We start from the raw sequence: 12,251 nt of genomic DNA, 5'->3' as shown, positions 1-12,251 counted from the left end.
AATTCGACGGGTGCGCTCATGCGGCCGGCGCCACCTTCTGCATCGCGTTGATGACGCGGTCCATCGCGTCCCCGCCCTTGGGGTCGGTCAGGTTGGCGAGGAGCTTGAGCGTGAAGCGCATCAGCGTCGGGTGCGGCAGGCCGTGCGACGTGAGGAACTTCATGACGCGCGGGTCGCCGATCGCCTGCACGAACACGCGGGCGAGGGTGAAGTACCCGCCGTGCTCGTCCTTCAGGATGCGCGGGTACTCGTACAGCGTCCGCTCGCGCTGCGCGGGGGTGCGGCGGGCGAGCGCCTGCACCATGATGTCGGCGGCCAGCCGGCCGGACTCCAGCGCGTAGTCGATGCCCTCGCCGTTGAACGGGTTGATCATGCCGCCGGCGTCGCCGACGAGCAGCATCCCGCGGGTGTAGTGCGGCTGCCGGTTGAAGCCCATCGGCAGCGCCGCGCCGCGGATCTTGGAGGTCGCGTGCTCCTCGTCGAACTGCCAGTCCGCCGGCATCTGCGCGCACCAGCGCTTCAGCATGCCGCGGTAGTCGACGCTCTGGAACGCCTTGCTGGTGTTGAGGAGGCCGAGCCCGACGTTGGACGTCCCGTCGCCGACGCCGAACACCCAGCCGTAGCCGGGCAGGAGGCGCTCGCCGTCCCAGAGTTCGAGCCACGCCTCCATGTAATCGTCGTCGTGGCGGGGCGTCTCGAAGTAGCGGCGGACCGCGACGCCCATCGGGCGGTCCTCGCGCCGCCGCAGCCCCATCGCCAGGGACAGCCGGGTCGAGTTGCCGTCGGCGGCGACGACGAGCGGCGCCCGGAACTCGATCTCCTCGCCGTCGAGGACGGCGGTGACGCCGACGACGCGCTCGGTGCGGCCGTCCAGGATGGGACCGGTCACGTTGCAGCCCTGCAGCAGCTGCGCGCCGGCCTTCGCGGCGTGCTCGGCGAGGAGCTGGTCGAGGTCGGTGCGCTTGCGGACGAGCCCGTAGTCGGGGAACGACGCGAGCTCCGGCCAGGGCAGCTCGACCTTGACGCCGCCGCCGTAGATGCGCAGGCCCTTGTTGCGCCCCCAGCCGGGGTCGTTGATGTCGACGCCCATGCCGATGAGCGCCCGGACGGCGCGCGGGGTGAGCCCGTCACCGCAGATCTTGTCCCGCGGGAAGGCGGCCTTCTCCAGCAGGAACACGTCGAGGCCCGCCTGCGCGAGCCAGTAGGCGGTCGACGATCCGGCGGGGCCTGCCCCGACGACGATGACGTCCGCGTGTCGGGTGGAGTCGGTCACGGCGGGTTCCTCTTCAGCTCGTTCGCTTGTGAAGCACTTCACAAGGATCCGACGGGGAGTCTATTCCTTTATCACGACTGGTGGGTACTTCTGGGTCGGTCTGGCGTTGGACCGGTCCGAATCCCCTCAGCCTGGATTGACCGCGCGGTGCAGCGCGGCGACGCCGAACGTGAGATCACGCCAGCGCACCTCGCCCCACCCCGCGTCCTCGATGAGCCGCGCCAGCGCCGCCTGACCGGGCCAGGCGAGCGTCGACTCGGCGAGATAGCGGTAGGAGTCGGGATTGGAGCTGACCCGCGCCAGCAGCGGCAGCCCGTACCGCAGGTGCGCCTTGTGGCCGAACGCCAGCAGCGCGTTCGGCGGATGGCTCACCTCGCAGACCAGCAGCCGCCCGCCCGGCCTGGCGACCCGGCGCAGCTCGCGCAGGGCCCGGCCGGTGTCGGCGACGTTGCGCAGCCCGAACGAGATGGTGACCGCGTCGAACGAGGCGTCCGCGAACGGCAGCCGCAGCGCGTCCCCCGCCACGAAGCTCAGCCCCCGCACGCCCGTCGGCCGCCCCCGGCCGTGCCGCCGCACGCCCACGCGCAGCATGCCGAGCGAGAAGTCGCACGCCACCGTCTCGGCGCCCGCGTCCGCGAACGGCACCGAGGACGTGCCCGTCCCGGCCGCGAGGTCGAGGACGCGCTCGCCGGGCCGCGCCTCCAGCGCCCGGACGACCTCCCGCCGCCACCGCCGGTCCTGCCCGCCGGTCATCAGCGTGTTCAGCAGGTCGTACCGCTCGGCGGTGCCGTCGAACATCGCCGCGACGTCGGCGGGCTGCTTGTCAAGAGAGGCGCGGGTCATGCCCCCAGCCTAGAAGGACGGCGGACCCGCCGTGCGCACCGCCCGGCGGCCCGGCGCGCGCCGCTCCGCGCGCGCTACTCCGCGCCGGGGCGCACGCCGTCCTCCTTGGTGAGGGATTTCTCGAACTTCCCGCGCTGGGCGCGGATGCCGCGGGTCACCGTGGCGGACATCCGGTCGCGCTGCGCGGACAGCAGGACGTAGCTGACGACGCCGCTGATCAGCAGGGCCAGCAGCAGGAGCAGGAAGCCGCGGGCGCCGAAGAGCGCCAGCACGCCCGCGGTCGCGGCGAAGATCGCGAGCCGCGCGAGGGTGTAGAGGATGACGGAGCGCATGACCCTTCGAGGTTAACCCCGGCCCCGCGTGCTCCCGCCCCGGGGGTCACGTGAGGACGTCGAGGAGCAGCGCCGGGTCGACGTTGCCGCCGGACAGGACGGAGACGTAGGTGCGCCCCTCCGGGAGTTCGCCGCGGTGGCAGAGGTAGGCGGCGGTGGCGACGGCGCCGGCGGGCTCGGCGATCAGGCGGGCCTCGCGGGCCAGCCGGCGCATCGCGTGGCGGATCTCGTCCTCGGTCACCGTGACGACGCCGTCCACGTGCGCGCGCATGTGCGCGAACGGGAGGTCGCCCACCTGCTGGACGCGCAGGGCGTCGGCGAGGGTGCGGCCGGTCTTCTCCGCGTCCCAGGACACGGGGCGCCCGGCGGCCATCGAGTCGCGGGCGTCGGCGGCGAGCTCCGGCTCGACGCCGATGATCCTGGCCTCCGGGCGCAGCGCCTTGACGGCGGCGGAGACCCCGGCGATGAGGCCGCCGCCGCTGATCGGGACGAGCACGACGTCGACGTCCGGCCTGTCTTGGACGATCTCCAGCCCGGCGGTGCCCTGCCCGGCGATGACCCGCGCGTCGTCGTAGGGCGGGATCAGCGCGAGGCCGTGCGCGGCGGCGAGCTTGTCGGCGGTCTCGGCGCGGGCCAGCGCGTTCGGCTCGACGTAGACGACCTCGGCGCCGAGCGCGATGCACCGGTCGACCTTCACGCCGGGCGTGGTGTGCGGCATGACCAGGACGGCCTTGATGCCGAGGGCGCGGGCCGCGTAGGCGACGGCCTGCGCGTGGTTGCCGCTGGAGTGCGTCACGACCCCGGCGGCGCGCTCGTCCGGGGCGAGGGACGCGATGGCCGCGTAGGCGCCGCGCACCTTGAACGCGCCGACCGGTTGCAGCGACTCGGCCTTGACCAGCAGCTCCGGCTCCGCCGCCGCTCCGGCGGACGGGGGAGCCGGGTCGCGGGGGAACGGGACGAGGGGGGTCCGGACGGCGACGCCCGCGATGCGCTCGGCGGCCCGTTCGATCTCCCGCAGCGAAACGAGATCCGACATGGTCGCGAGACTACTTCGACCACCGCGCGGGAGTGTGCCGCGGGCATGTTTCCGCCGTTACTTGGCAGGTCAAACGGGGTCAGCGTGGACTCTGGGGCAGTGGAGCCGAATACTGAGTGCGATCGCTCCTGCTCGGGAAACTACGGTCGGTGATCTTTTCCGAAAACAAGGGAGAAATCGGTCTTGACCCGCCACACTGTTAAACAGTCCACCCGCGCCGAGAGCGGGACAAAGGGGGAGAGAAAACGTGGAGAGCACGAGCGAGCGCCTGCTGACCCCAGGGGAGGTCGCCGCCCTCTTCCGGGTCGACCCGAAGACGGTCACCCGGTGGGCCGCCGCGGGCCGCATCAGCAGCATCCGCACTCCGGGAGGCCACCGGCGCTTCCGCGAGTCCGAGGTGCACGCGCTGCTGCGCGGCGAGGAGCCCGTCGCCGAGCATTCGGCCCGCTGACGAGCCTCTGGCCGCCCGGACCGCCGCGCCACGGATCGGTCCTCCAGCCGGGCGGCCGGGGTATCGCACCGGCCGGCGCGCCCACCCCCTGGGCGCCTCCGGTCACTCTGTCACCCTCGCACTCGGTCACCCCGCACCTGGTCACCCCGTACTCAGTCGCCCGCGCACTCGGTCACGCCGCACTCGGTCGCCCGCGCGCTCAGTCCGGCATATCGCCCTTCCACTCCTCGAACCGGCGGAGCAGATCCGCGTCCTCTTCCCGCCAGCGGCGCCGCCGCTCCGCCAGCTCCTCCTCGGTGAGCGACTCGCGGAGAAGGCGGTCGTAGTCGGGGTCGCCCGGTCCGATCTCGATGTAGGCGTCGGCGATGATCCGTCCCTCGCGCGCCTCCGGCCCGGCCTCGGCCCCGTCCGCGTCGGCGACGACGCTGTGCGGAACCCGCAGCGTGCCGTCGGGGAGCCGGATCACGTACATCGTCGATCACCCTCGCCGTCCTGCGTCGCGCGGCCTGCCATCACGGTGTCCTAGATCCCGTACCTGCGGTTGAAGAAGAGCATGACCTCAAGGGCCGTCCTGATGTTGCCGGCGAGCATATCCACGAGCGCGGGCCGCTGCCGGGAGGAGATCGCGGCGAACGCGTCGGCGAAGAACTCGCGGCGGCCGAGCGCGTCCGGCTGCCGGTGGAACGCGCTCGCGAGATGCGGCAGGCATTCCTCGTACAGCCGGCGGAAGGCGGGGCTGTCGGACGTCCACTCGCCGTCGTCGCCGTCGATGTCGTCGAGCGCGTGCCCGACCTCGTGCAGCATCACGTCCGGGGTCGGCGACGGCCGGTCCCCCACGACGATCTTGCGGTCGCCGTAGGCGCCGGCGCAGATGTCCCAGGTGGCCCGGCCGGACGGCAGCGGACGGTCGCGCAGGTGGCCCATGTCGTCGAGCTGCGGGACGCCGCCCGGCCCCACGTAGATGCCGTCGAGCCCGGCCGCCAGCTTCTCCTTCAGCGGCTCGGGCAGCGACGCCAGGCTGTCGACGGCGCCGATCACCTCGGGTGTCGGCGGCCCGTCCCGGACGTCCCACTGCCGGTGCAGGACGCCCTCCAGCACGCCGCAGTCGCGGCGGCCGTCGGCGGCGTGCGGCATGCCCGGCGGGTGCGGCTCCGCGCGGAGCCGCTCGTCCTCCAGCTCGAAGTCGCTCCAGGAGTAGTCGCCGGCGCGCGGCCGGCCGTGCCCGCGCCGGGCGAGCCTGCCGGTCAGCCCGCGCGGGCCGCCGGCCGTGTCCGCGCCCGGGGGGCCGTCCGGGCCGTCCACCGCGAAGTCGTCGTCGCGGCCCGCCTTGCGGAACCGGCCGAACCGGTCGCGCGGCTGGTTGCTGCGCGGGCGCACCTGCCCCGAGTCGGGCGGGGACGGGGCGTAGGCGACCTCGTCGCGGGCCGTGTCGGCGCGCAGCCGGCCGCCGCGCGGCGCCTCCCGGGCACGCGGCTCCCGGGACTTGCGGTGGACGCCTTTGAAGCGCATCGGGCTCCTCTGTCCGCGGGACCGGCAGGGTAGAGAGCGGCGTGCGCCACCGGACCGGGTCCCCGGAGGCAGGGTAAGCCGGAACCCGACACGCCGTCATCCCCGAGAGTCACGCGCTCGGCGGGCGGGGGCGCGTTCAGGCGTAGGAGTGCAGGCCGGAGAACATGTAGTTGACGCCGAAGAAGTTGAACAGCAGCGCGGCGAACGCGATCAGCGACAGGATCGCGGCCTTGCGGCCCTTCCACCCGGCGGTGGCGCGGGCGTGCAGGTAGGCGGCGTAGATGACCCACGTGATGAAGGACCAGATCTCCTTCGGGTCCCAGCCCCAGTAGCGGCCCCACGCCTGGTCGGCCCAGATCGCGCCCATGATGATCGCGGCCGTCCAGATCGGGAAGGCGAACATCGTGACGCGCATCGAGAGGCGGTCGAGGGCCTCGGTCGACGGCAGCCGGGACAGCACGCCGCCCGCCGCGACGCCGCCGCGCGACTCCGCGCGGTCCTTCAGCAGGTACAGCAGCGTGGCGGCGCCCGCGACCGTGAACGCGCCGGTCGCGATGATCGCGGCGGTCACGTGGATGGCGATCCAGTAGGAGTTCAGCGCCGGGCTGACCGGGCCCACCGAGTCGTACAGCCAGATGTTGGCGACGCCGAGCGCGACGGCGGCGGCGACCATGACGAACGCGCCGAGGAACCGCGCCTTGTACCGGAACATCACGACGAGGAACGCGGTGACGGCGGCGAAGGCGATGGCGGTGAGGAACTCGTACATGTTGCCCCACGGCCACCGGTTCGCGGCCAGCCCGCGACTCACCAGGACGCCCAGGTGCGCTCCCCAGCCGAGCACGTTCAGCAGGACGGCGAGGTTCGCCCAGTCGATCCGGGGGCGCTCGGACTCGCCGTCGTCCCCGTCCGGGTCGGCCTGGGCCGCCCCGGCGGTGGACGCGTCGCCGGACGCGGTCTCCGCGCCGGCGGCGCCGACCAGGACCTTCGCCCGTTCCGTCTCCGCCAGGGCCTGCTGCTCCGCCGTCCCGGCCGCGGCCGCGCGGCGGCGGCCGAAGCCGAGGTCGGCGGCGTAGGCGACCATCGCGACGATGTACATCAGCACGGTGGTCAGCATGAGCTTGTCGCTCAGGTTCGCGAGGTCGGCAGTGCTCACCTCGTCACTCCTTCGATTCGGGGGCGGGCCCGGGTTCGTCATCGGCGCCGGGGGCGTGCTCCGGGCCGGGCTCGGGGCCGGGCCCTTCCTCCGGACCGCGCAGCGCGGTCACGATGTCGTCGAACTCCGAGGTCGGGTTCCCCAGCGTGAGACCGCCGACCTCCACAACCGTACGCCCGCCCTCTCCGGCGCGCGCACGGACCCACACCCTGCGCCGCCGGACCATGAACGACGTCGCCACGCCGAGCACCGCGAGGATCGCCGCGATCAGCGCGGGGATGCGTCCCGGGTCGTGGTTGACCGACAGGCTCGTCCACTCCTTGAGCCCGTCGAACGTGATCGAGCCGGCGTCGCCGGGCAGCTTGAACGTCTGGCCCGGCTCCAGCAGTTTCTGGCCGTCCTTGACGGGCTGGAGCGTCTTGCCGATGCCCTCCAGCTTGTAGACCGACTGGGGGCTGCCGGAGTCGAGCCCGATGTCGCCCTTGAACGCGGTGATGGTGACGACCGGGCGGATCGGCGCGGGGAACGCCGAGACGATCTGCTTGCCGTCCGCGCTGGCGGTCGCGGTCGGCCACAGGATCGCGTAGAAGGCGAGCTGGTCGGGCTGCGCGTCGGGCGCCTTGATGACGCCCTCGGACGTCAGGTTGCGCGGCTCCATCTCCAGGAAGGGCACCGAGTCCTGGAAGGCGACGTCGCCCTTGGCGTCCCGGACGGTGAACACGGGCGCGTACCCGTGGCCGAGCAGGTACACCTTGGTGCCGTCGACCTTCAGCGGATGGTTGATCCGCAGGTCCCACGGCTTGGACGCGCCGTCCGGGCTCTCCCGGTAGTGGATCTTCGCGTTGAACGCGGTGGCCTGGCCGCGCTTGGCGCCCTCGGTCTCGTAGTCGGCGCGGAAGTCGTCCAGCGTGACGGTGAACGGCGCGAGGTCGTCGCCGTTGGACGCCCGTCCGGGCTGGAACTGGTCGTACAGGCTCAGCGAGTTCGCGAACGTCTTGCCCTCCGTCAGCAGGACGTTCCCCCGGTAGCCGAACAGGTTGCCGAGGCCGAGCGCGAACAGCAGCGCGAGCAGCGCCAGGTGGAACAGCAGGTTGCCGCTCTCCCCCAGGTAGCCCTTCTCGGCGGCCGCGGAGCCGCCGGAGACGTCCACCCGGAACCGGCGGCCGCGCAGCACCGTGCGGGCCTCGGCGAGGACGTCCTCGGGGGACGCGTCCGTCTCGTACGTCGTGGACTGCGGCAGCCGACCGAGGTTGCGGGGCGCCGCCGGCGGGCGGGCCCGCATCGACTTGTAGTGCTTGACCGCGCGCGGCAGGACGCAGCCCGCCAGCGACACGAACAGCAGGATGTAGATCGCCGCGAACCAGGGCGCGGCGAACACGTCGAACATGGAGAGCCTGTCGAGCCACGGCCCGAGCGTCTCGTGCTCGTCCAGGTAGGCGGCGACCTTCTCCGGCGCCTGCCCCCGCTGCGGCAGGACCGACCCCGGCACCGCGCCCAGCGCGACCAGGAACAGCAGGATCAGCGCCGTGCGCATGGTGGTGAGCTGCCGCCAGGCCCAGCGCAGCCAGCCGAGCGGGCCGATGCCCCGCGGGCGCGGGATCTCCTCGGGGGCCTGCCGCGCGGCGGGCGCCGCGGTGCCCGATTCCGTTGTCTCAGTCATCTCAAATCACCGGTTCGAAGCCGCTGATCCACGACCTCAGCTCGATGGTCAGGTTCCCCCACAGGCCGCTCACCAGCAGCACCCCGATGAGGACGAGCATCCCCCCGCCGATCCGCATGACCAGGGGGTAGTGGCGCTTCACGGCGCCGAACGCGCCGAGCGCCCTGCGGTAGGCGATCGCGGTCACCACGAACGGGACGCCGAGGCCGAGGCAGTACGCCAGCGACAGCAGCGCGCCGCGTCCGGCGCTGGCCTCGGTGATGGCGAGGCCCTGCACGGCTCCGAGCGTCGGCCCGATGCAGGGCGTCCAGCCGAGTCCGAACAGGACGCCGAGGAGCGGCGCGCCGGCCAGCCCCGCCGCCGGCAGGCGGCCCGACTTCATCGTCCGCTGCAGGCCGGGGACGAACCCCATGAACGCGAGGCCGAACACGATCGTGACGACGCCGAGCACGCGGGTGATCGTGTCCTGGTACTCCAGCAGCCAGCGGCCGAGGCCGCCGAAGACCACGCCGTAGCTGACGAACACGACGCTGAAGCCCGCGATGAACAGCAGCGCGCCGGCGACGAGCCGTCCGCGGCGCTGCTCGGCGAGGTCGACGCCGGTCATCCCGGTCACGTACGAGAGGTAGCCGGGGACGAGCGGCAGGACGCACGGCGAGGCGAACGAGACGAGCCCGGCGAGGGCGGCGAGGGGCGCCGCCGCGACCAGCGACCCGCCCACCACCGTCTCGTTGACCGTGCTCAATTCCCCGTGCTCACTTTTCCGTGCTCACTTCTCCTGGACGACTTTGGCGACCAGGGGGTTCAGCTTCGAGTACGTCGTCGCGCCGATGATGCGGGCGGCGATGCGGCCCTGCCGGTCGAGGACGAGCGTGCTCGGGATCGCGCTCGGCGGCACCTCCCGGAACGCCAGCGTGACCTGGCCGTCCGCGTCGAACAGGCTCGGGTAGGTGACCTTGAACTTGCGCTCGAACGCCTGCCCGTTGGCCTTGGAGTCCTTGAAGTTGACGCCGATGAAGTCGACGCCCTTGCCCTTGTTCTCGGTGTAGACCTGCTCCAGCGACGGCGCCTCGCCGCGGCACGGCGCGCACCACGACGCCCAGAAGTTGACGACGACGACCTGGCCCTTGAGCTCGGACAGCTTGAACGCCTTGCCGTCGAGGCGCTCCCCGGCGACGTCCTGGACGCTCTTGCGGCCGGCGGGCCCGTACTCCGTGATGTTCCCGTCGCCGGAGATGAAGCGGTTGTCGCCGCCGTCCGGTCCGCTCCCGGCGGCGTTCGTCCCGGCGCAGCCCGCGAGCAGGCCGCACAGCGCGACCGCCGGCGCGGCGACGCGGAACGGGGAGATTCGGGGGCTCAACGGACCCTCCTACTACTACATGGCGTAGTACAAAACTTAGCGGTGCGGTCACGCACCGGCGACACTGGGGCCCTTCGCGAGCCCGGCGGCGGGCTCGCAGTAGGCGACCTCCACGAGCCTGCTGCCCTCGAACGTCAGGCTCGTCAGGCTGGCCAGCCCGCATTCGCGCCTGCTCGGGTGGTGCCACAGCCGGCGGTGCTCGGCGTGCAGCCGCAGGATCCAGATCGGCAGCTGGTGGCTGACGCACACGGCCTCGTGGCCGCGCGCCGCCTCCCGCGCGCGGATCACGGCGGCCCGCATCCGCCCGGCGAGCTGCTTGTACGGCTCGCCCCAGGACGGCTTCAGGGGGTTGACCAGGTGGCGCCAGTGCTCGGGGCGGCGCAGCGAGCCCGCCCCGGCCCCGAACGTCAGCCCCTCGAAGTGGTTGTCGGCCTCGATCAGGCGGTCGTCCACGGTCACCGGGAGGTCGAGCGAGTCCGCGAGCGGCGCGGCCGTCTCCAGCGCCCGCTGCATGGGCGAGGAGAAGAGAGCGCTCACGTCCCGGTCGGCGAACCACTTGGCGGCGGCCTTCGCCATGAGGACGCCGTCCTCGCTCAGCCGGTAGCCGGGCAGCCGCCCGTACAGGATGCCCTCGGGATTGTGCACCTCACCGTGCCGAAGCAGGTGAACGATCGTCGTCTCACTCATCGCGGTCAGGTTACCCGCGCCGCGCTCCTGACCGGGCAGGGGGCGCGTCCGGGCGGGGGGCGGCGGCTCAGACGCGGGTGGCGTCCACGTACCCGGCGATGCGCTGGGCGACCCGGTCGAGGACGGCCTTGGCGGGCTTGGCGTTCCCCAGCATCTGGATGAACCAGTAGGTGAGCGCCGACTTGCAGATGCCGGCGTTCGCCGCCGGGGCGACGCAGCTGATCGGCGAGGCCGTGCCCTGCGGCGACAGGACGGCCACCTCCGCCTTCACCGCGGGCGACGGCGGGAGGTCGTCGGTGCCCGGCCCGCGGGTGATCATGGCCTGGAAGCCGGGGACGCCCGTCTCCAGCGGCTCCCAGTTGCCCAGGATGCTCGTGCACTCGTTGCCCTGGGCCCGTTCCCGGTCCGCCCGTGCGGACTCCGGGAAGTACTGGCAGAGCTGGCTCCGGATGCCGCCGATCGAGCCCTGCCAGACCTGGGTGACCTGCGCCGTCCCGAAGTCGCCGATCGTGCTGGAGCCGCCGTTCGCGCCGATCGACCCGTCGCAGCGGGCCCCCGCGGGGCCGATCAGCAGCCCCTGGCCGGACCGGTACACGGCCGCGTTCTTCGGCAGCTCGACCTGGGCGGGGAGCGTCACCTTCGCGGGACCGCCGGACGCCGTGATGACCGCGCCCGGCGCCTGGGTGACGCACGGCCGCACGTCCGCGGCGGCGGCGACCCTGACCGTCGCGGACGGCCTCGGCGCCGGGTCCGCCTTGGTGACCTGCTGGACGGCGACGGCGCCCGCGCCGACGACCGCGGCGGTCCCGACGGCGGCGGCCGTCATCCCGGCGCCGGTGCCGAGGAACGCCTTGACGGCCGAGCCCGCGGCGACCTTCCCCGCGACGGACGCGGCGCCGGACGCCGTACCGGACGCGGAGACCCCGGCCGCCGCCCCCGCGCCGGTCCCGGCCGCCGCTCCGGCGGCGGACACCGCGCCCGCGGCGCCGGGCATCAGCCAGGCGGCCAGCGGGAACAGCGCGGCGAGCGCGACGGCGCCCGCGGACAGGACGTGGACGCCCCGCGCCTCCCAGTCCCGGCCGTAGGCGTCCCGGGCGGTGCGCTCCAGCTCGTCCACGAAGCGGGCGGCGCCGCCGGGACGGTCCTCCGGCGCCTTGGCCATGCCCCGCTCGACCAGCGGACGCAGCGCCTCCGGCACCGCGTCCACGGGGACCTCGCCGGTGAGGTGCGCCGCCATGAGCTCGGCGCGGCCGCCCGTGTAGGGCCGCCGCCCCGTCACGCACTCCACGAACACGCAGGTCGCCGCGTACACGTCGGACGCGGGCGTGGCGACGTGCCGGCTCCACTGCTCGGGCGCCATGTAGTACGGGGTGCCGGCGCCGCCCGCCTCCTCCCCGGCCGGCGCGGCGATGCCGAAGTCGACGAGGCGGCTCCGCCCGTCCGCCGGGACGACGACGTTCGCGGGCTTGTAGTCGCGGTGGACGACGCCGACGGCGTGCGCGGCGGCGAGCCCCAGCAGCGAGCCCTTGAGGACGGCCAGCGACGCCTCCGGGCCGAGCGCGCCGTGCCGTGCCAGCAGTTCCTTCAGCGAGACGCCGTCGACGGCCTCCATGACGATGGCGGTGGTCTCCGGGCCCTCGACGAGCCGGAAGAGGCGCGCCACGTGCGGGCTGCCGGCCCGGCCGAGCATCAGGGCCTCGTGCCGGAGCCGCTCGCGCTCCGCCTCGTCCGCCCGGGTGGCCAGGTACTTGATCGCCACCGGCGTCCCGGACGCGTCGTGCCGGGCGAGCACGACCCGCCCCTGGGCGCCCGCCCCGAGTTCGCGCACCTCGGTGTACCCGTCGACCCGCCAGTCGCCGTCGACCCGCCACTCGCCGTCCACGCGCCCCTCCGCCCCGACCCCGTTCATGATCGCGAAGAACCTACCGAATGACGTTCTTCGCG

General features: G+C 73.3%; 13 protein-coding genes. 1 reads left to right on the top strand and 12 read right to left on the bottom strand.

The genetic code is table 11. The annotated features are described in order from the left end of the window. Nucleotides 1-16 precede the first annotated feature (16 nt). The 4 genes from ACA511_RS05645 to ACA511_RS05630 form a co-directional block, all read right to left on the bottom strand. Nucleotides 17-1,273 (bottom strand): geranylgeranyl reductase family protein, encoded by a 1,257-nt coding sequence (locus ACA511_RS05645; RefSeq protein WP_375022974.1) that lies wholly within the window; start codon nucleotides 1,271-1,273, stop codon nucleotides 17-19. Between the two features lie 126 nt (nucleotides 1,274-1,399). Further along, nucleotides 1,400-2,116: a demethylmenaquinone methyltransferase gene (locus ACA511_RS05640; RefSeq protein WP_375022973.1), complete on the bottom strand. Its 717-nt coding sequence runs from the start codon at nucleotides 2,114-2,116 to the stop codon at nucleotides 1,400-1,402. 74 nt (nucleotides 2,117-2,190) lie between these two features. Continuing rightward, nucleotides 2,191-2,448: a DUF4229 domain-containing protein gene (locus ACA511_RS05635; RefSeq protein WP_375022972.1), complete on the bottom strand. Its 258-nt coding sequence runs from the start codon at nucleotides 2,446-2,448 to the stop codon at nucleotides 2,191-2,193. 46 nt (nucleotides 2,449-2,494) lie between these two features. Then, nucleotides 2,495-3,484 carry a threonine/serine dehydratase gene (locus ACA511_RS05630; RefSeq protein ID WP_375022971.1) on the bottom strand — a complete coding sequence of 330 codons (990 nt, stop codon included), beginning with the start codon at nucleotides 3,482-3,484 and terminating at the stop codon, nucleotides 2,495-2,497. Between the two features lie 247 nt (nucleotides 3,485-3,731). On the opposite strand from ACA511_RS05630, the gene ACA511_RS05625 reads away from it, so the two are divergent. After that, complete coding sequence (locus tag ACA511_RS05625) at nucleotides 3,732-3,935, top strand: BldC family transcriptional regulator (protein WP_021593176.1); 204 nt, start codon at nucleotides 3,732-3,734, stop codon at nucleotides 3,933-3,935. A 199-nt stretch (nucleotides 3,936-4,134) separates the two neighbouring features. Here the strand turns inward: ACA511_RS05625 and ACA511_RS05620 are convergent, their stop codons facing one another. The 8 genes from ACA511_RS05620 to ACA511_RS05585 all read right to left on the bottom strand — a co-directional run bounded on the left by ACA511_RS05620 (nucleotide 4,135) and on the right by ACA511_RS05585 (nucleotide 12,216). After that, complete coding sequence (locus ACA511_RS05620) at nucleotides 4,135-4,407, bottom strand: hypothetical protein (protein WP_375022970.1); 273 nt, start codon at nucleotides 4,405-4,407, stop codon at nucleotides 4,135-4,137. Nucleotides 4,408-4,457: 50 nt separating this feature from the next. Then, entirely contained in the window at nucleotides 4,458-5,444 is a 987-nt protein-coding gene (locus ACA511_RS05615; protein ID WP_375022969.1) for a hypothetical protein, read from the bottom strand. Nucleotides 5,445-5,580: 136 nt separating this feature from the next. Next, the gene (gene ccsB, locus ACA511_RS05610) at nucleotides 5,581-6,600 is read right to left on the bottom strand and encodes a c-type cytochrome biogenesis protein CcsB (protein ID WP_375022968.1); all 1,020 of its coding nucleotides are present in this window, start codon (nucleotides 6,598-6,600) and stop codon (nucleotides 5,581-5,583) included. A gap of 4 nt (nucleotides 6,601-6,604) precedes the next feature. Next, nucleotides 6,605-8,260: a cytochrome c biogenesis protein ResB gene (locus tag ACA511_RS05605; protein WP_375022967.1), complete on the bottom strand. Its 1,656-nt coding sequence runs from the start codon at nucleotides 8,258-8,260 to the stop codon at nucleotides 6,605-6,607. 1 nt (nucleotide 8,261) lies between these two features. Next, complete coding sequence (locus ACA511_RS05600) at nucleotides 8,262-9,005, bottom strand: cytochrome c biogenesis CcdA family protein (protein WP_375022966.1); 744 nt, start codon at nucleotides 9,003-9,005, stop codon at nucleotides 8,262-8,264. Between the two features lie 24 nt (nucleotides 9,006-9,029). Next, nucleotides 9,030-9,620 (bottom strand): TlpA family protein disulfide reductase, encoded by a 591-nt coding sequence (locus ACA511_RS05595; protein ID WP_375022965.1) that lies wholly within the window; start codon nucleotides 9,618-9,620, stop codon nucleotides 9,030-9,032. A gap of 48 nt (nucleotides 9,621-9,668) precedes the next feature. Then, nucleotides 9,669-10,307 (bottom strand): histidine phosphatase family protein, encoded by a 639-nt coding sequence (locus ACA511_RS05590; RefSeq protein WP_375022964.1) that lies wholly within the window; start codon nucleotides 10,305-10,307, stop codon nucleotides 9,669-9,671. A gap of 67 nt (nucleotides 10,308-10,374) precedes the next feature. Further along, nucleotides 10,375-12,216, bottom strand: a complete 1,842-nt coding sequence (locus ACA511_RS05585) for a serine/threonine-protein kinase (RefSeq protein WP_375022963.1) — start codon at nucleotides 12,214-12,216, stop codon at nucleotides 10,375-10,377. Nucleotides 12,217-12,251: the final 35 nt, after the last annotated feature.

Source organism: Actinomadura sp. GTD37 (genome assembly GCF_041951365.1).
Lineage (GTDB): Bacteria > Actinomycetota > Actinomycetes > Streptosporangiales > Streptosporangiaceae > Spirillospora.
The sequence above is the reverse complement of the archived record's forward strand: the minus strand, read 5'-3'. Positions and strand labels throughout refer to the sequence as shown.

Coding starts and splice junctions, on each gene's coding strand:
- ACA511_RS05635 (WP_375022972.1), bottom strand. CDS start 2,448: ATGCGCTCCGTCATCCTCTACACCCTCGCGCGGCTCGCGATCTTCGCC.
- ACA511_RS05630 (WP_375022971.1), bottom strand. CDS start 3,484: ATGTCGGATCTCGTTTCGCTGCGGGAGATCGAACGGGCCGCCGAGCGC.
- ACA511_RS05605 (WP_375022967.1), bottom strand. CDS start 8,260: ATGACTGAGACAACGGAATCGGGCACCGCGGCGCCCGCCGCGCGGCAG.
- ACA511_RS05585 (WP_375022963.1), bottom strand. CDS start 12,216: ATGAACGGGGTCGGGGCGGAGGGGCGCGTGGACGGCGAGTGGCGGGTC.
- ACA511_RS05615 (WP_375022969.1), bottom strand. CDS start 5,444: ATGCGCTTCAAAGGCGTCCACCGCAAGTCCCGGGAGCCGCGTGCCCGG.
- ACA511_RS05590 (WP_375022964.1), bottom strand. CDS start 10,307: ATGAGTGAGACGACGATCGTTCACCTGCTTCGGCACGGTGAGGTGCAC.
- ACA511_RS05620 (WP_375022970.1), bottom strand. CDS start 4,407: ATGTACGTGATCCGGCTCCCCGACGGCACGCTGCGGGTTCCGCACAGC.
- ACA511_RS05640 (WP_375022973.1), bottom strand. CDS start 2,116: ATGACCCGCGCCTCTCTTGACAAGCAGCCCGCCGACGTCGCGGCGATG.